Source organism: Leclercia sp. S52 (assembly GCF_039727615.1).
Classification (GTDB): Bacteria; Pseudomonadota; Gammaproteobacteria; order Enterobacterales; family Enterobacteriaceae; genus Enterobacter; species Enterobacter adecarboxylatus_B.
The window spans coordinates 2,193,405-2,211,228 of record NZ_CP152474.1 but is presented as its reverse complement, the minus strand read 5'-3'; the positions used below and the strand labels follow the sequence as shown (position 1 = coordinate 2,211,228).

The following is a 17,824-nucleotide window of genomic DNA, read 5'->3' as shown; positions in this document are numbered from 1 at the left end:
CTCCTTTACCAGTTCCACAGCGTGCCGTCTTCCAGACGGGCAACGGGCAGATAGGCGGGATCGTAGGGATATTTGGCGGCCAGTTTTTCATCAAACTCGATGCCCAGGCCCGGCTTCTCGCCCGGATGCATGTAGCCGTCTTCGAAGGTCCAGTTAGTGTTGAAGACCTCCAGCATCTGCTCGGAATAGCCCATGTACTCCTGCACGCCAAAGTTCGGTACCCACAGGTCAAAGTGCAACGCCGCAGCGTGACAAATCGGGGAGAGATCCGACGGACCGTGCGAGCCGGTACGCACCTGGTACAGCGAGGCAAAATCGGCAATCCGACGCATCCCGGTGATGCCCCCCCGCGTGGGTGATGGTGGTGCGGATATAGTCGATCAGCTGCTCTTCGATCAGCTGTTTACAATCCCAGATGCTGTTGAACACTTCGCCCACCGCAATCGGCGTAACGGTGTGCTGGCGGATCAGGCGGAAGCACTCCTGGTTCTCGGCCGGCGTTGGGTCTTCCATCCAGAACATGCGGTACTGCTCGATGCTCTTACCGAAGCGCGCGGCTTCAATTGGCGTCAGGCGGTGGTGCATGTCGTGCAGCAGATGTTCATTAAAGCCATATTTGCTGCGCACGGCGTCAAACAGTTTCGGCGTAAAATCGAGGTATTTTTCGGTTGACCACAGCTGTTCATCCGGCCAGTTGCCTTTGGTGGCGGGTTCATACGCCAGCCCTTTTCCTTTAGACATGCCGTAGGTGGTTTTCATTCCCGGCACGCCGCACTGCACGCGGATGGCCTTGAATCCCATCTCTTTATGACGGGCGTAATCTTCCAGCACATCGTCAATGGTGTGGCCGGTGGTGTGGCAGTAAACCATCACCCCTTCGCGGGAGGCACCGCCCAGCAGCTGGTACAGCGGCATATTGGCGGCTTTGGCTTTGATGTCCCACAGCGCCATGTCGATGGCCGAAATCGCCGACATGGTGACCGGGCCACGACGCCAGTAGGCGCCTTTATAGAAGAACTGCCAGATATCTTCGATACGGTGGGCATCACGGCCAATTAACTGCGGGCAGAGATGATCTTTCAGGTACGAGGCCACGGAAAGCTCGCGGCCGTTTAAGGTGGCATCACCCAGGCCGACGATCCCTTCGTCGGTGGTGATTTTCAGCGTAACAAAGTTGCGCCCTGGACAGGTGACAAATACTTCAGCCCCTACAATCTTCATGTTCCGGTTCCTTACATCTCTTGTTGTGATGCAGGAAATTTACGCAACAACCCTACTACCATACAAGTATGAAGATCGAAAAATCCCCGTTTGATCACAGATTGGGCGCTTAAGCGCGCCCCCAGCCTGCCACGATAATCAGCATCCCGCACAGCGCCACCAGTGCGCCGGCCCAGTCATACGGGCTTAACTTAACGCCATCCACCACCCGTAACCACAGCAGTGCGGTGCAAACGTAGACCCCGCCGTAGGCGGCATAGACCCGCCCGCTGGCCGCGGGATGCAGCGTTAACAGCCAGACGAAGAGCGCCAGGGCGATGCCCGCCGGAATTAACAGCAAAACCGATGCGCCTTTCTTCAGCCATAGCCACGGCAGAAAGCAGCCGATGATTTCGCACAGCGCGGTGGCAAAAAAAGAGCAGAGTTGTTTTAAACATATTTAACGTTGTCTGATGAGTGATGCGTTATCATACCCGAATGTGAAAGGATCCTTTCCACATGCCTGATGTGGGTTTGCCCTCAAAATGGACTGTTTTAGAATCTGCGGTGGAATTCGAATTTCCACCATCCATAAGGAAATCGCTATGCGTAAAATGAGCACACGCCTCTGTCTGGTTGCCCTGCTGGCCTCGGTCTTCGTTGCGCCAGTCTCCGCCAACACCAGCAAACTGATTATTGAATCCGGCGACAGCGCCCAGAGCCGTCAAAATGCCGCCATGGATAAAGAGCAATGGAACGACACCCGCAACCTACGCCATAAGGTGAATACCCGCGCGGAGAAAGAGTGGGATAAAGAGGATGTGGCCTTTGATGCGCGGGATAAGTGCCAGCAGAGCGCCAACGTCAACGCCTACTGGGAGCCGAACACCCTGCGCTGTCTGGATCGCCGCACCGGCCGCACAGTGGCCCCCTGATTTCTGCCCGAAAGCCCCGCCGAACGCGGGGCTTAGTAATACTCGATACTGTTTTTAATGGTGTACTTACGCGCCACCGCAGGTTTCACGCTCGCGTCCACAATCTCCAGCTCGCACTCCTCCGGGTTGTTATGACGGTCGTACTGACAGGTCTGCTTCACATTTCCCAGCGGTTTATCATTCAGCAGGCTGACGGCGGTATAATCCATTCTCTTACGCTTGTCGGCCGACGGAGTCGCGGTAATCGACAGGTGCTGCTCTCCGGCAACGGTGGTTTTCCCCAGCGGGTAGCCGTCGGTGTCGTAGCGATACTTCACTTCCATATCTTTTCCGTGAGCGCTGACGATAAAGCCGTTGTCATCGGTTTCCCATGAAATGCCCGACGCAGGCATCTCCGCCAGCTGGCATTTGCCCTGCAGGCGCAGTTTTTTCTGCTGGGTCTGGGCATCAAGATAGTAGTTGGCATCCAGCACCAGGGCGATGCCGGAGTTCGACTCCAGATCCTGCATTTCCAGACTATCAAAGCAGCCTTCTGCCGACAGCGTGCCGCTTACTCGCTTCGCCACTTCCCCTTTATCATTGAAAAGCGTCTGGCTAAAGTCCTTCACCGGCCCGCGGAGCGGATCAAAATCAAACTCATTAGAGAAGCTGGCCATCTCTGGCGTAAACGACAGCGGAGCGGTGGTGTTGTCACACCCCACCAACAGACCCGCCAGGACAAGCACAAGCGCGTGTTTATTCACATGACCTACCGATAGATGGAGAAAATTCTCAGGCATATTAGCAAATACAACCGTTTACATTAGCTATTATTATAGTCACACAGTCGTAAGGAGGCAGATATGAAACGGTTACCCTGGATTACTGCACTTTTGCTGGCGGGCATTGCCCCGGCCGCGCTGGCGGCACCCGATAACTGCGAGCGGATCAAAAGCGATATTCAGCAGCGAATTATCAACAACGGCGTTCCGGAAAGCGGCTTTATGCTGAACATTGTGCCGAACGATCAGGCCGATAAACCCGACGCTGAAGTGGTTGGCCATTGCGCTAATGACACCCTGAAAATCCTCTACACCCGCACCAGCAGCGGAAACTACCCGGTCAGCGGCGGCGGCAATCAGGCCCCGGCACCGCGTGAGCCGCAGTAAACGCTCTCCCCCGTTCAGGCGGGGGAATCCCCTTTGTTTTGATATACATTAATATTATCTCCCCCTTAATAGGTAACACTCCCACTCCATTAGCCTGATCTTAATTACGGCTAAAACGTTCCTCGACAAAGAACATAATGGAGTGAGCCATGTCAGATAATGCGCAAAGCGGCGGGATCAGCCGCCGCACCCTCGTCAAATCTACCGCCATCGGATCGCTTGCGCTGGCCGCCGGTGGCCTGTCACTACCCTTCGGTTTACGTCCCGCCGCCGCCGCACTCAAAGATTCGCTTCAACCCGCCCCGGATAAAGTGGTGTGGGGCGCCTGCTCGGTGAACTGCGGCAGCCGCTGCGCGCTGCGGCTGCACGTGCGGGACGATGAGGTCTACTGGGTCGAAACGGACAACACCGGCGACGATATTTACGGCAATCATCAGGTGCGCGCCTGCCTGCGCGGGCGCTCGATCCGTCGGCGAATTAACCATCCCGACCGGCTGAATTATCCCATGAAGCGCGTCGGCAAACGCGGCGAAGGCAAGTTCGAACGTATCAGCTGGGATGAGGCGCTGGACCTGCTCAGCAACAGCCTGCGCGACGTGGTGGCTAAATACGGCAACGAAGCGGTCTACATTAATTACAGTTCCGGAATTGTCGGCGGCAACATCACCCGCTCCTCGCCTTACGCCTCTCTGGTGGCGCGTCTGATGAACTGCTACGGTGGGTTCCTCAGCCATTACGGCACTTACAGTACCGCGCAAATCGCCTGCGCCATGCCCTATACCTACGGCAGTAACGACGGCAACAGCACCTCCGATATCGAAAACAGCAAGCTGGTGGTGATGTTCGGCAATAACCCGGCGGAAACACGCATGAGCGGCGGCGGGATCACGTATTACCTGGAGCAGGCGCGCGAACGCTCGAATGCGCGCATGATCGTCATCGATCCTCGTTATACCGATACCGCCGCCGGGCGCGAAGATGAGTGGATCCCCATTCGTCCGGGCACCGATGCGGCGCTGGTGGCCGGTATCGCCTGGGTCCTGATTAACGAAAACCTCGTCGACCAGCCGTTCCTCGACAAATACTGCGTCGGCTACGACGAGAAAACGCTGCCGGAAGGCGCCCCTGCAAATGGGCATTACAAGGCGTACATTCTGGGTCACGGCGAGGACGCTACGGCGAAAACCCCGGAATGGGCCGCGGCCATCACCGGGATCCCCGCCGACCGCATCATCAAGCTGGCCCGGGAGATCGGTACGGCGAAACCGGCATACATCTGCCAGGGCTGGGGCCCGCAGCGCCAGGCCAACGGCGAACTGACCTCCCGCGCTATCGCCATGCTGCCGATCCTCACCGGCAACGTCGGGATTAACGGCGGCAACAGCGGCGCGCGTGAATCGACTTACACCATCACCATCGAGCGGATGCCGCTGCCGGATAACCCGGTCAAAACGCAGATCTCCTGCTTCAGCTGGACCGATGCCATCGCCCGCGGGCCGGAGATGACCGCCACCCGCGACGGGGTACGCGGCAAAGAGAAGCTCGACGTGCCGATCAAGTTCATCTGGAACTACGCCGGCAATACCATCATCAACCAGCATTCGGATATCAACAAAACCCACGACATTTTGCAGGACGAGAGTAAGTGCGAAATGATTGTGGTGATCGACAATTTCATGACGTCGTCGGCGAAATACGCCGACCTGCTGCTGCCCGATCTGATGACCGTCGAACAGGAGGACATCATTCCCAACGACTACGCCGGGAATATGGGCTACCTGATCTTCCTCCAGCCGGTGACCGCGCCGAAATTCGAACGTAAACCCATCTACTGGATCATGAGCGAAGTGGCGAAGCGCCTCGGGCCGGATATCCATCAACGCTTTACCGAAGGCCGCACCCAGGCGGAGTGGTTGCAGTATCTGTACGCCAAAATGGTGGCCAAAGATCCGCAACTCCCCTCTTACGAGGCGCTCAAAGCGATGGGTATCTATAAGCGGAAAGATCCCAACGGCCACTTCGTGGCCTATAAGAAATTCCGCGACGATCCCGAGGCCAATCCGCTGAAAACCCCGTCGGGCAAAATCGAGATCTACTCCAGCCGGCTGGCAGAGATCGCCCGCACCTGGGAGCTCAAGGAAGATGAAACCATCAGCCCGCTGCCGGTGTATGCCTCCACCTTCGAAGGCTGGGACTCGGACGATCGCGGCCAGTTCCCGCTCCAGCTGTTCGGTTTTCACTACAAAGCCCGCACCCACTCCAGCTACGGCAACGTGGACGTGCTGCAGGCCGCCTGCCGCCAGGAAGTGTGGCTCAATCCGATGGATGCTCAGGCGCGCGGGATTAAAAACGGCGACATGGTGCGGGTCTTCAACACCCGCGGCGAAGTGCGCATTGCCGCCAAAGTGACCCCGCGGATCATGCCGGGCGTTAGCGCCATGGGCCAGGGGGCGTGGCATCAGGCGGATATGCAGGGCGACCGCGTTGATCACGGTGCCTGCATGAACACCCTGACCACCCACCGTCCGTCGCCGCTGGCGAAGGGCAACCCACAGCACACCAATCTGGTGCAAATCGAGAAGGCGTAAGGAGTAGCCGATGACCACTCAGTATGGATTTTTTATTGATTCCAGCCGCTGCACCGGGTGCAAAACCTGCGAGCTGGCGTGCAAGGATTACAAGGACCTGACCCCTGACGTCAGCTTCCGCCGCATCTACGAGTACGCGGGCGGCGACTGGCAGGAGGACAACGGGGTCTGGCAGCAGAACGTGTTTGCCTACTACCTCTCCATCGCCTGCAACCACTGCGAGGATCCGGCCTGCACCAAAGTCTGCCCCAGCGGGGCGATGCACAAGCGCGACGACGGCTTTGTGGTGGTGGATGAGGATGTCTGCATCGGGTGTCGCTATTGCCATATGGCCTGCCCGTACGGCGCGCCGCAGTACAACGCCGCCAAAGGCCATATGACCAAGTGCGACGGCTGCCACGAGCGCGTGGCGGAGGGCCACAAGCCGATCTGCGTCGAGTCCTGCCCGCTGCGGGCCCTGGACTTCGGCCCGATTGAGGAGCTGCGCAAGAAACACGGCAAACTGGCGGCGGTTGCACCGCTGCCGTCGGCGCACTTCACGAAGCCGAGTATCGTCATAAAACCCAATGCCAACAGCCGACCCACGGGTGATACCACCGGCTATCTGGCCAATCCGAAGGAGGTGTGAGATGGGAAATGGATGGCATGAATGGCCGCTGATCATTTTTACCGTGTTCGGTCAGTGCGTCGTCGGGGCGTTGATAGTGGCAGGCGGAGCCTGGATCCGCCAACACGACCCGGTGGTGCGCTATCGTCTGGTGCGGAGCATGTTCTTTTTTGGGCTGGTAATGGGGGTAGGTTTTGTCGCCTCGGTACTGCATCTCGGCTCGCCGCTGCGCGCCTTTAACTCCCTTAATCGCGTCGGTGCCTCCGGCCTGAGCAACGAAATTGCCAGCGGAGCGCTGTTCTTTGCCGTCGGCGGCTTCTGGTGGTTAGTGGCCGTGCTTGGCAAAATGCCCACGATGCTGGGGAAGATCTGGCTGGTGCTGAGCATGGTGCTGGGGCTGGTGTTTGTCTGGGCGATGACTCGCGTGTATCAGATTGACACGGTTCCTACCTGGCATAACGGCTATACCACCCTGAATTTCTTCCTGACGATGCTGCTCGGCGGCCCGCTGTTTGCCGCCCTGCTGATGCGGCTGGCGAAGGCGCATTTTAATGCCCATCTGGCGGCGGGGATCCCGGTGGTGGCGCTGCTGGCCAGCGCGGCAGTGGTGGTTCTGCAAAGTCACGATCTCGGGGCGATCCACAGTTCCGTTCAGCAGGCCAACGCCCTGGTGCCGGATTATGGTTCCCTGCAGGTGTGGCGTATCATACTGCTGGCGGCCGGGCTGGGCTGCTGGCTGTGCGCACTGGTGCGTCGAAAAGTCCCCACTTTACTGGGGCTCACGCTGGGCCTGCTGCTGGTGGTGGCCGGAGAGCTTATTGGCCGTGGCGTCTTCTACGGTCTGCATATGACCGTAGGCATGGCGATTGCCGGATAATTTGTCAGCGCGGGGCAACCCGCGCCGTTCAAGGAATGCAGTAATGAATGAAGGTTTTGCATTTACCGCCCGGGTACTGGGCGCGCTGTTTTATTTCGCTCCGGACAGCGAGCAGGCTGCCCCGCTGGTGACGGCCCTGACCCAGGGCGACTGGCAGCAGGACTGGCCCCTGCCGCCCGGGCAGTTAGTCCCGATCGCCGACGCCCTGCGCCAGCAGGCTGACGAATCGCTTCCCGATGCCTGGCAGCGGCTGTTTATCGGCCCCTGGGCGCTGCCCGCCCCGCCGTGGGGATCGGTCTGGCTGGATCGCGAATCGGTGCTGTTCGGCGACTCCACCCTGGCACTGCGCCAGTGGATGCGCGACAACGGCATCGCCTTTGAAATGGCGCAGAACGAACCGGAAGATCGCTTTGGCACCCTGCTGCTGCTGGCCGCGTGGCTGGCGGAGACCGGTCGGAACGCGGAACGGGATCAGCTCCTGGCCTGGCATTTGCTGCCGTGGAGCACCCGTTTTCTCGCCGTGTTTGTCGAAAACGCGGACCACCCGTTCTACCAGGCGCTGGGACAGCTGGCGCAGCTGACGCTGGCCGACTGGCAGTCGACGCTGTTGATCCCGGTGGCGGAGAAGCCGCTCTATCGTTAACGCTATGCATGGCTCGCTCACCGTTGGTGGGCAAGCCATGCCCGCCAGCCGGCAAACGACGTGATATCCCGCGCACCTTGCAAACCATACTCCTCGCAGATAAATCCCGTTAACCAGCGCCCGTCCTCCAGCTCAACTTTGCCCAACCCCAGCGGCGAAGGGATCCCGGCCAGAAACGATCCCACTTCGGCGTGAGGCAACTCCCACACCTCAACGGCAATGGACGCCCCCTGTTCGCGGTCGCGCACCATGCCGGGGCGTTTCCCGTCGGCCAGAGCATACAGCCGGTAGTACGGCGCGCTGCGGGTTGCTTCGCGCAGGGTCGCCCCCCCGCTGACGCAGCTGGTGGTTCAGCGCCAGCCCGTCCAGATGCGCCCCGCAGACCACCACCGACAGTCGATCGTGAGTGGCTGTCGTCGCAGGCTCAGCTGTCTGAATCTGACGATCGCCCGGCAGGGCCAGCTGCTGGTGACGTTGTAACGCCCCGGCCAGGCTGAGCAGATACTGATCGGTGAATGCCCGACCAAACAGCGTCACGCCTGACGGCAGACCATTCGCCATAAACCCTGCGGGTACCGCCACGGCGGCATAGTCCAGCAGGTTCATAAAGTTGGTATAGACGCCAAGCTCGGAGTTGCGTTTTACCGGCTCCTCCGCCAGCTCGGCCAGGGTGACCGGGCGCGGATAGGTCGGGGTAAGCACACAGTCCAGATCCGCCATGATCCCGTCGCAGAGGGTTTTGAAATGCTGGAGTTTGTACTGGGCATCAAACGCCGCCACCGCACCGGTACCGGGCGCTTTACGCAGCACATCGCGGATCACCGGCAGCACCGCCTCCGGCTGCTGCTCAATTAACGTCCCGGCAAGGTGATAACGCTCCGCCACCCACGGGCCGTCGTACAGCAGCGTTGCCGCCGCTAAAAACGGGGCGAAGTCGATGGTCACCGGGATGCCGCCCAGCGCGATTAAGCGGTTTTTTGCAGAATGATAAAGTGCCTCGCTCTCCTTGCAGCCAAGAAACTCCAGCCGGTCCGGCACGCCAAAGCGGAAACCTTTTTCGGGTGCGCCGAACGCCTGCGCCCCGTTCCAGGCCGGGTTAGCCCGGCTGTAGTCGTCCCGCGGATCTTTTACCGCCGTCAGGGCCAGCAGCTGGCTGGCCTCGGCGGCGGTGGCGGTAAAGAAGGTCACGCAGTCGAGGGTGCGACAGGCTGGCACCACCCCGGCGGTGGAGATTAACCCTTTGGTGGCTTTCAGCCCGACCAGGTTATTGAGCGATGCCGGCACGCGCCCGCTCCCGGCGGTGTCGGTGCCAAGAGCAAAGCTGGCCAGCCCCAGCGCCACGGCCAGCGACGAGCCCGAGCTGGATCCCCCCGCCGGATACTCCGCGTTGACGCTGTTGCGGCAAATGCCATAGGGCGAGCGCGTGCCGTTTAAGCCGGTGGCGAACTGGTCAAGATTGGTTTTGCCCAGCGGAATAGCTCCCAGCGCAATCAGCTGGCCGACGATGGTCGCATCCTGCTCTGCCCGGTAGGCAAACGCCGGGCAGGCGGCAGTGGTGACGATGCCCGCCAGATCGATATTGTCCTTGATGGCAAAGGGCACGCCGTAGAGCGGCTTGGTCTGCGGCGATTCGCCCTCCAGCGCGGCCAGATAGGGCTCCAGCTCTTTGGACGTGAGGAGATAAATAAAGGCATTGAACTCCGGGTTCAGCGCCTGCGCCCGCTCGCGCAGGGTGGCAATGACCTCCCGCGGCGTGAAGCGGCCCTCGCGGTAGGCCTGCACCAGGACATCGAGACGTAAATCATAGGGATGCATCATGCTGTTTTCTCCAGAACTACCACACACTGACCCGCGCGCACCGGGGAGCCCGGCTGAACGCGCACCTGGCTGACCACCCCGTCCTGCGAGGCAACCAGCGGGATCTCCATCTTCATCGACTCCAGCACCACCAGCACATCGCCCTCGCGGACCTGCTGGCCAGGTTCAACGCTCACCTGCCACAGATTGCCGGAGACCGGGCTGTCAATGCCTGCCTGTCCCGGCTTGAGCGGGGCATCCTCGCCCTCCTCCGCCAGCACGTCGCTGCTGTCGAAATGCGCCTGGCCGTTGGCGATCCAGCGCTCACGCTCGGCGTTAAACGCCCCCTGCTGATGGGTACGAAACGCCTCAATACCCTGGGCTTCGTCAGCCAGAAATTGCTGGTACTCCGCCAGCTTCAGAGTGGTGTGCTCGATGCGCAGCGGGTAGCGCCCCAGCGGGAAGTCGCGGCGAATGGTGAGCAGCTCGTCGGCGGAGACCGGGTAGAAGCGGATCTGGTCGAAGAAGCGCAGCAGCCAGGGTTTGCCGCCGAAATCCTCTACCGCGTGGTAGCGGCTCCACATCTGCAGCGTCCGCCCGACAAACTGATAACCGCCCGGCCCCTCCATGCCGTAGACGCACAGATAGGCCCCGCCGATGCCCACCGAGTTCTCCGCCGTCCAGGTGCGCGCCGGGTTGTACTTGGTGGTGACCAGACGGTGGCGCGGATCCAGCGGCGTCGCCACCGGCGCGCCGAGATAGACATCCCCCAGCCCCATCACCAGATAGCTGGCGTCGAACACCGTTTTGTAGACCTCGTCGACATTCGCCAGGTCATTGATGCGGCGGATAAACTCGAGGTTGCTCGGACACCAGGGTGCGTCCCGGCGCACGGTGGTCATGTATTTGTCGATGGCTTTCTGGCAGGCCGGATCGTCCCAGGAGAGCGGCAGCCAGACGACGCGCGACGGCACCTCCAGCGAATCCTGCTCGCAGACGCCCTGCCACAACCCCACGACCACCTCCAGCAGCGCGGTCAGGCTGAGCGCCTCCGGCTGATAGTGAATTTGCAGGGAGCGGATCCCCGGGGTCAGATCGGTAACGCCGTGCAGGGTCCGCGACTCCAGAGCCTGCATCAGGGCGTGGGCGCGAAAACGCAGGACCAAATCCAGCTCCGGATCGCCAATCTCCAGCAGCAGATGGGTGTCGCCGGAAAGTCGCGCCACCAGCCGTTTATCGGACTGCCCCTGCTCCAGCACCACCGGCGAGGCGATTTCCGTAGTTTGCCAGTCAACGTTTTGCGGGTGCAGGCTAAGGATCTGCGCCTCCTGCGCCTGCGCCAGGCGTCGGGCGGTGGTGATGTCGACGGGAACAAAACGTACTTTATCGCCCGCTTTCAGCTGCCCGACCGCGTGCAGATCGGCCTCGATGATGGTGACCGGGCAGACAAACCCGCCCAGGCTCGGGCCATCCGGGCCGAGGATCACCGGCATATCGCCGGTAAAATCCACCGCGCCAATGGCATAGGGGTTGTCATGGATGTTCGACGGATGCAGCCCCGCCTCGCCGCCGCTGTCGCGCACCCACTCGGGTTTAGGGCCGATCAGGCGCACGCCGGTGCGGCTGGAGTTGAAATGCACTTCCCAGGCGGTGGCAAAAAAAGGTCTGCATATATTCCGGGGTGAAGTACTCCGGCGCGCCGTGCGGGCCGTAGATCACCCGCAGCTCGCGCACCGCATTCAGGGTGGTGCGCAAGGTCTGGGGCAGCACCTGCTCCGGGCAGGGCGCGGTTAACGGCGAAACGTGCAGCACGTCGCCGGTACGCAGGGCGCGTCCGGCGTGGCCGCCAAACTGCCCGAGGGTAAAGGTGCTTTTGCTGCCGAGATAATCCGGGACGTTAAACCCGCCGCGCAGGCACAGATAGCTGCGCACGCCGTCGCCAGAGATATCGCCCATCCGCAGCGTCATGCCGCTGTGCACGCTAAAGACCCGGTTGTTCTCCAGCGGCTCGCCGTCCAGCGTGAGGGCGATCTCCGCCCCGGTCACCACCAGCTGGGCATCGCAGTTGAATTTCAGCGTCGGGCCGCTGAGGGTGATCTCCATCGCCGCGGCGCGGTCATCGTTGCCCAGCAGGCGGTTGCCGAGACGCAGCGCCCGGCTGTCCATCGGCCCTGAGGGGGGAACGCCGACCGCCCAGTAGCCGATGCGCCCGGGATAATCCTGTACCGTGGTTTGCGTTCCTGGACTGAGCACCTCGAGGGTGGAGGCCTGATAAGTCAGTCCTTCCAGACAGCGGGTCCAGGGCTCGCCGCTGGCGAACGGGGCAAAGGTTAAAATCTGCTGCAGGTAGCTGCGGTTAGTCTCCACGCCGTACAGGCGGGTTTCGCCCAGGGCGGCGTGCAGGGCATCAATGGCCGCGTCGCGCGTGGGCTGCCAGGCGATGATCTTCGCCAGCATTGGATCGAAAAATGGCGGTATCTCACAGCCGGACTCTACCCAGCTGTCGATGCGCAGACTGCGGCGGTCATCCGCCGGGAACACCACCTCGGTGAGCAGCCCGGGCGAAGGCTGGAACTGACGGCCCGGATCTTCGGCATAGAGCCGGGCCTGAATGGCATGGCCCGCAGGGGTCAGATTTTCCGCCAGGGCGACCAGCGGAGGCAAGGTTCCGGCCGCCAGCTCAATCATCCAGCGCACCAGGTCCACGCCCCACACCTGCTCGGTGACGCCGTGCTCCACCTGTAGACGGGTATTCACCTCAAGGAAATAGAACCGGGCGGCGTCGCTGTCGTAGACAAATTCCACGGTGCCCGCACTGCGGTAGTTGACCGCTTTGCCAAGTTTAATTGCCGCCGCGCAAAGCGCGTCCGCCATCCCTTCAGGCAGGTTCGGCGCGGGCGTCTCTTCCAGCACCTTCTGGTTGCGTCGCTGCACCGAGCAGTCCCGCACGCCGAGAGCAATCACCTCCCCCTGACCGTCGCCAAACAGCTGCACTTCCAGATGTCGCGCCCGCTCGATGTACTTCTCAATAAAAACGCCCGCATCGCTGAAGTTGTTTTTCCCCAGCCGCACGACGGCGTCAAAGGCATCAAAGAGTTCCGCTTCGGTATAGCAGACGCGCATGCCGATCCCGCCCCCACCCGCGGTGCTTTTCAGCATCACCGGGTAGCCGACCTGTTCCGCCGCCTTGAGCGCCTCATTCACGTCGGCCAGCAGTTCCGTGCCCTCCAGCATCGGCACGCCCTGGGCTTTGGCCAGCGCCCGGGCGGTGTGTTTCAGGCCAAACAGGCGCAGCTGCTCCGGCGTGGGGCCGACGAAGGCAATGCCCGCGGTCTCGCAGGCCTCGGCAAAGGCGGCGTTCTCTGAGAGAAAACCGTAGCCGGGATGGATCGCCTGAGCGCCGCTGGCTTTCGCCGCGGCGATAATTTTGTCGCTGACCAGATAGGTGTTCGCCGCCGGGCCATCGCCCAGGCTCAGGGCCTCGTCGGCCTCGCGAAGATGCAGACTGCTGATATCCGCCTCGGAATAGACCGCCACGCCGCCGATGTTCATGGCGCGCAGCGTGCGCAGGATGCGGCAGGCAATCGCCCCGCGGTTGGCAATCAGGAGTTTCGTCAACATAGTTCAGACTCAATCGTGGCGGGTCGTCCCGCCGAAAATTGGCTCACCGCATGGTCGTCCACGGGGAAAAAGCGTTTACGGCAGGATCCGTCCGGCGCGCACTTCAAACAGGCGGTAAAGCATCTGGCGCAGGCGCTGCCAGCGGGTGGTCGTCAGTTCCATACCAGCACCTCCGCAGGGGTCGGGTTCCAGCCGTTGCAGGGGTTGTTCAGCTGCGGGCAGTTGGAGATCAGCACGATGACGTTGCACTCGGCACGCAGTTCGACGTATTTGCCCGGCGCGGAGATGCCGTCGGCAAAGGTCAGCCCGCCCTCCGGGGTGACCGGCACGTTCATAAAGAAGTTGATGTTGGCCGCGATATCGCGCTTTTGCAGGCGGCCATCGTGCAGACAAGCGCAGAGGAAGTTGTCCCGGCAGCTGTGCATATGGCGTTTGTCGAGGGCATAGCGCACTGTGTTGCTCTCCTGGGCGCAGGCCCCGCCGAGCGTATCGTGCCGCCCGCAGGTATCGGCCATGATGGTCAGCAGCGGATTGCCGAGGTTGGAGTAGAGCACGCTGCCGCTGGTCAGATAGGCGTTGTTCTGCCGACGCAGGGTGCGCTGGGCGTCGTAGCGCTCGCGTGGGTTATCGGCGCTATAGAACAGGGTATCCACCGCCTGATTACCCTCCAGATCCAGCAGGCGCAGGGTCTGGCCCTTTTTCACTTCAAACAGGTACGGCTCGCCCGCCGGGATCACGTGGCGGAAGCTCGCCTCCTGAGGTTGTTTTTCGCGGACATTAGTCATCTTACGGCTCCTTACAGGGCGAAAAGTTGAGTGTTGGTGATGGCGCGGCCGTTTTCCGGGCGCGTGAGGAGCGCGTTAAGGGCCCCCTCCTCGTCCTCTGCCTGCCGCCAGCTCAGCTGCACCGGACGCGGGGCATACTCGGTGGAGGGATCCATCGGATGCTGCAGAGCGGTCATCACCATCAATGTGTCCATCGGCGCGAACAGCTCGACGTAGCTCCCCGGCTGTGAGTGGTCGCGGTGGAAGCTGAACTGCCCGTGGTCATCCACGGTCACTTTGCTGAAGAAGTTGACCACCATCAGCAGATCTTCGAGGTTCAGATCCCACTTGCCCATCTCCACCAGCAGGTTGTCGGTGCCGTTACGGAAGAAGCCGTTGCGCAGCTCCTGATAGCGCCCCTGACCGTATTTTTCCGTCACTTCGGCGGCATTGAGTACGCCGCCAAAGGGATCGTGCCAGCCGCTGGTGTCGGCGGTAATGCCCGCCAGCACCCGGCCCATATCGGAATAAAAGCAGTGCCCGGCGGTCAGGCGCGCGGTGTGCTGGCCCTTCAGGGTGTCCGGCAGGTTCAGGCGTTCGCTCTTCTCGTGCGGGTTGAGCATCATCAGGCTGACGTTCGCCCCGCCGTCGAGGTCGGTCATGCGCAGGATCTGCCCGCGCTTCAGTACAAACGAGAGGTGGCCGCCGCCCGGCAGGATCTCTTCACGTAAAGTCGTCGTCATAGTGTTAACCCCTTAAGGCATAAACGTTGTCGGGAGCCGAACCGCTCAGGCTGGAGAGCCGCGTCTCGTTGAGCGGAATGTCGTAGGTAATGCGCGCCCCGTAGGCGTTCGGGGCCTGCGGATCGAGGCGCACCTTGTCAAACACCAGCAGGCGGGTGCCGAGGTTGAAGCCTTCGGAGAGATCGTGGGTGACCATAAACACCGTCATGCGGGTTTCGCCCCACAGCTGCAGCAGCAGCGCGTGCATGTCTTTGCGGATGCCGGGATCCAGCGCGCCAAAGGGCTCGTCCAGCAGCAACACGCGGGGCTGCATGATAAAGGCCTGGGCGATGGCGAGGCGCTGCTGCATCCCCCCCGGAGAGCTGGGCGGGATATTTATCCAGGGCATGGCCGAGGCCAACCTTTTCCAGCATCTGCGCGGCCTGCTCACGGGCGGTGCGTTTTTTCGCACCAAACAGCCGTCCGAACAGCGGGGATTGCGGCAGTTCGAGGCCGATCGCCACGTTATCCAGCACGCTGAGGTGCGGAAAGACCGAGTAGCGCTGAAACACCACGCCCCGGCGGCTGTCCGGTTCGGCGGTCAGAGGTTTACCGTCCAAAGTGATTGAGCCCCGGCTCGGCGTCTCCTGCCCGAGCAGCAGGCGCAGAAAGGTCGATTTACCGCAGCCGGACGCCCCGACCATCGAGCAGAACTCGCCCTCGTTGATCTGCAGATTCAGGCGCTCCAGCACCACATGGTCGCCGTACTCCTGCCAGATATTGTTGATGGTGATAAAACTCATGCTTTCCCTCCTTCTGCCCACGGGAAGCAGGTTTTATGCAGCTGGCGCAGAGCCAGATCCATCAGCCACGCCAGCAGGGTGATCCACAGGACGTAGGGGATAATCACGTCCATCGCCATATAGCGGCGGACGAGGAAAATGCGATAACCCAGCCCGGCGGTGGAGGAAATCGCCTCCGCCGAGATGAGGAACAACCAGGCCGAACCGAGCAGCAGGCGCAGCGAGGTGAGCAGGCGCGACAGCAGCTGCGGCAGCACCACCCGCAGCACCAGCGTCCAGCTGTTGGCCCCCAGGGTCTGGGCTTTGATCAGGATCTCCGGCGGGATTTCACAGGCGCGATGCTCCAGATCCCGGGCCAGCATCGGGGTGATGCCGATAACAATCAGCATCACTTTTGACAGCTCATCCAGCCCGAAGACGATAAACAGCACCGGTAAAATCGCCAGGGGTGGCACCATCGACAGCACCGTCATCAGCGGCGAGAGCGACGCGCGCCATAGAGGGAACACGCCAGCGGTGACGCCGATGCACAGGCCGATCAGCGAGGCGATCGACAGCCCCACCAGCAGACGAGCCAGGCTCACCAGGGTATCGACCCAGAACAGGTACTCGCCGCTGCGTTTATCCGGAGTAAAGGCCATCCGCGAGATCGCATCCAGCATCTGCTGGAGGCCGGGCAGCAGCTTGTCCTGGGGGTTGGCCTCGAGGCGCACCGCCGAGCCGAAAAAGTACGCGGCCAGCAGCAGGACAAAGGGCAGCATCACCAGCATCAGCCGCATGCCCGGGGTGGGATGACGATTTATTTGTCGCATGGAGACTCCGTCACTCATCACAGCTGGCCCGCGGCAGCCATCTTCACGAAGCTGTCGTCAAAGCGCAGTTTGACGTTGTTGGCATCGCCCTGGGTCACGTTGCCCGGGAAGCTCATGCCGATAAAATCGGCGCTCTGCGCGCCATCGCCCAGCAGCCCTTTATCGAAGGAGAACGCCGCTACACGCTGCATGGTTTTCGCCAGATCTGCCGAGGTGACAAAGGCGATGTTGTCCTGCGGGGTGTAGAACAGGTGGGTGGTTTTCAGCTGCGCCTGATAGCCGGCGAGATCGGTGCCGGACGCTGCAGCCATCGCATTCAGGGCGTTCGCATCCTGGGCCTTCATCAGCCCCATCATCTCGTACCACGCGCCGGTCAACGCTTTACCCAGCGCCGGGTTGTCTTTCAGGGTTTCGCTGTTGACCACCATCATGTCGATCAGCTCGCCCGGCACCTGCGAGGAGCTGAACACCTCGGTGGTTTTCGGCGTGCCTTTGATGACCGAGAGCTGCGGGTTCCAGGCCACGGCGGCCTGCACGTTGGCGGTGTTGAAGGCCGAGACGATATCCGCATCCGAAGTGTTGACCACGGTGACGTCTTTCTCCGCCAGCCCGGCTTTCTCCAGCCCGCGCACCAGCAGATAGTGGGAAACGGACAGCTCCGGCAGATAGATCTTCATGCCTTTGAGGTCGGTGAGGGTTTTGCCCTCGCCTTTCAGCACCACGCCGTCGTTGCCTTCCGAGTAGCTGCCGAGGATCAGCGCCGTGGTATCCACCCCGCCCGCTGCCGGAATGGTCAGTGCATCCATGTTGGTCATGGTGCAGCCGTCAAACTGGCCGGCGGTGTACTGGTTGATGGATTCGATGTAGTCGTTGAGCTGCACGACGTTGATTTTGATGCCGTACTTATCGGCCCACTTATCGATGATCTTGCTGGTGCTGATGGTGCCCCAGGGCATCCACCCTGCGTAGATGGTCCAGCAGACGTTGAACTCTTTTTTGACGGACGCAAAGGTGGGGAGACTGACCAGCATCGCCAGCGACAGGATAAGAGAGCGGAGTAATGGCGTTTTCTTCATGCTTGACCTCTGAGTGGCACAAAATAAGGGGGGCAGCGCGACACCGTCTGGTGCTGCTGTCTCCCGGGCTTTTGTCCCGCCGTGTAACCTCTCAGAGGTCGCCAGCTCTTGGACCAGCCATTCACCTCAGTGAACCGGAACCCTAGCCAGCTATTTTCATGTTGTGTGGTGCTGCCCTTCGCTTGTAGTGATTGCAAAGGGTGTGCCAGGAATATTTTTTGAGGTTTATTA

Annotated in this window: 12 protein-coding genes, 4 pseudogenes and 1 riboswitch; of the genes and pseudogenes, 6 read left to right on the top strand and 10 right to left on the bottom strand. The window is 61.2% G+C overall.

The genetic code is table 11. The features are described 5' to 3' along the window. Positions 1-5 precede the first annotated feature (5 nt). Positions 6-1,221 (bottom strand): annotated as a pseudogene (gene manD, locus AAHB66_RS10635) (D-mannonate dehydratase ManD). 109 nt (positions 1,222-1,330) lie between these two features. Beyond that, positions 1,331-1,660 (bottom strand): YnfA family protein, encoded by a 330-nt coding sequence (locus AAHB66_RS10630; protein ID WP_347116454.1) that lies wholly within the window; start codon positions 1,658-1,660, stop codon positions 1,331-1,333. Between the two features lie 145 nt (positions 1,661-1,805). Between AAHB66_RS10630 and AAHB66_RS10625 the strand changes: the two genes are divergently transcribed. Beyond that, a complete protein-coding gene (locus AAHB66_RS10625) occupies positions 1,806-2,135 on the top strand; it encodes a DUF1283 family protein (RefSeq protein ID WP_347116191.1) in 330 nt (109 codons plus the stop codon). A gap of 32 nt (positions 2,136-2,167) precedes the next feature. Here the strand turns inward: AAHB66_RS10625 and AAHB66_RS10620 are convergent, their stop codons facing one another. Beyond that, positions 2,168-2,878, bottom strand: coding sequence for a YnfC family lipoprotein (locus tag AAHB66_RS10620; RefSeq protein WP_347116189.1), 711 nt, complete (start codon positions 2,876-2,878; stop codon positions 2,168-2,170). Between the two features lie 99 nt (positions 2,879-2,977). On the opposite strand from AAHB66_RS10620, the gene AAHB66_RS10615 reads away from it, so the two are divergent. From AAHB66_RS10615 to dmsD, 5 genes are all read left to right on the top strand, one after another. Then, positions 2,978-3,283: a DUF1161 domain-containing protein gene (locus tag AAHB66_RS10615; protein ID WP_103824474.1), complete on the top strand. Its 306-nt coding sequence runs from the start codon at positions 2,978-2,980 to the stop codon at positions 3,281-3,283. Between the two features lie 149 nt (positions 3,284-3,432). Further along, positions 3,433-5,871: a selenate/tellurate reductase subunit YnfE gene (gene ynfE, locus AAHB66_RS10610; RefSeq protein WP_347116187.1), complete on the top strand. Its 2,439-nt coding sequence runs from the start codon at positions 3,433-3,435 to the stop codon at positions 5,869-5,871. Between the two features lie 10 nt (positions 5,872-5,881). After that, complete coding sequence (locus tag AAHB66_RS10605; protein WP_347115742.1) at positions 5,882-6,499, top strand: DMSO/selenate family reductase complex B subunit; 618 nt, start codon at positions 5,882-5,884, stop codon at positions 6,497-6,499. Position 6,500: 1 nt separating this feature from the next. Continuing rightward, a complete protein-coding gene (locus AAHB66_RS10600) occupies positions 6,501-7,355 on the top strand; it encodes a dimethyl sulfoxide reductase anchor subunit family protein (protein ID WP_347116185.1) in 855 nt (284 codons plus the stop codon). 43 nt (positions 7,356-7,398) lie between these two features. Then, on the top strand, positions 7,399-7,998 hold the full coding sequence (dmsD, locus tag AAHB66_RS10595) for a Tat proofreading chaperone DmsD (protein ID WP_347116184.1): 600 nt from the start codon (positions 7,399-7,401) through the stop codon (positions 7,996-7,998). Between the two features lie 17 nt (positions 7,999-8,015). Here dmsD and atzF read toward each other — a convergent pair. The 7 genes and pseudogenes from atzF to AAHB66_RS10560 form a co-directional block, all read right to left on the bottom strand. After that, positions 8,016-9,816, bottom strand: a pseudogene (gene atzF, locus AAHB66_RS10590) (allophanate hydrolase). After that, positions 9,813-13,416, bottom strand: a pseudogene (gene uca, locus AAHB66_RS10585) (urea carboxylase). The pseudogenes atzF and uca overlap by 4 nt, the downstream one beginning before the upstream one ends. Before the next feature lie 152 nt (positions 13,417-13,568). Further along, positions 13,569-14,201 carry an urea amidolyase associated protein UAAP2 gene (locus AAHB66_RS10580; protein ID WP_347116183.1) on the bottom strand — a complete coding sequence of 211 codons (633 nt, stop codon included), beginning with the start codon at positions 14,199-14,201 and terminating at the stop codon, positions 13,569-13,571. An 11-nt stretch (positions 14,202-14,212) separates the two neighbouring features. Next, the gene (locus tag AAHB66_RS10575; protein ID WP_347116181.1) at positions 14,213-14,923 is read right to left on the bottom strand and encodes an urea amidolyase associated protein UAAP1; all 711 of its coding nucleotides are present in this window, start codon (positions 14,921-14,923) and stop codon (positions 14,213-14,215) included. A gap of 4 nt (positions 14,924-14,927) precedes the next feature. After that, a pseudogene (locus AAHB66_RS10570) lies at positions 14,928-15,705 on the bottom strand (ABC transporter ATP-binding protein). Then, a complete protein-coding gene (locus AAHB66_RS10565; RefSeq protein ID WP_347116180.1) occupies positions 15,702-16,517 on the bottom strand; it encodes an ABC transporter permease subunit in 816 nt (271 codons plus the stop codon). The pseudogene AAHB66_RS10570 and the gene AAHB66_RS10565 overlap by 4 nt, the downstream one beginning before the upstream one ends. Positions 16,518-16,534: 17 nt before the next feature. After that, complete coding sequence (locus AAHB66_RS10560; RefSeq protein WP_347116179.1) at positions 16,535-17,593, bottom strand: putative urea ABC transporter substrate-binding protein; 1,059 nt, start codon at positions 17,591-17,593, stop codon at positions 16,535-16,537. 58 nt (positions 17,594-17,651) lie between these two features. Continuing rightward, positions 17,652-17,750, bottom strand: a riboswitch (guanidine-I (ykkC/yxkD leader). Between the last annotated feature and the right edge of the window lie 74 nt (positions 17,751-17,824).

Coding starts and splice junctions, on each gene's coding strand:
- AAHB66_RS10625 (WP_347116191.1), top strand. CDS start 1,806: ATGCGTAAAATGAGCACACGCCTCTGTCTGGTTGCCCTGCTGGCCTCG.
- AAHB66_RS10615 (WP_103824474.1), top strand. CDS start 2,978: ATGAAACGGTTACCCTGGATTACTGCACTTTTGCTGGCGGGCATTGCC.
- ynfE (WP_347116187.1), top strand. CDS start 3,433: ATGTCAGATAATGCGCAAAGCGGCGGGATCAGCCGCCGCACCCTCGTC.
- AAHB66_RS10605 (WP_347115742.1), top strand. CDS start 5,882: ATGACCACTCAGTATGGATTTTTTATTGATTCCAGCCGCTGCACCGGG.
- AAHB66_RS10600 (WP_347116185.1), top strand. CDS start 6,501: ATGGGAAATGGATGGCATGAATGGCCGCTGATCATTTTTACCGTGTTC.
- dmsD (WP_347116184.1), top strand. CDS start 7,399: ATGAATGAAGGTTTTGCATTTACCGCCCGGGTACTGGGCGCGCTGTTT.
- AAHB66_RS10580 (WP_347116183.1), bottom strand. CDS start 14,201: ATGACTAATGTCCGCGAAAAACAACCTCAGGAGGCGAGCTTCCGCCAC.
- AAHB66_RS10575 (WP_347116181.1), bottom strand. CDS start 14,923: ATGACGACGACTTTACGTGAAGAGATCCTGCCGGGCGGCGGCCACCTC.
- AAHB66_RS10565 (WP_347116180.1), bottom strand. CDS start 16,517: ATGCGACAAATAAATCGTCATCCCACCCCGGGCATGCGGCTGATGCTG.
- AAHB66_RS10560 (WP_347116179.1), bottom strand. CDS start 17,593: ATGAAGAAAACGCCATTACTCCGCTCTCTTATCCTGTCGCTGGCGATG.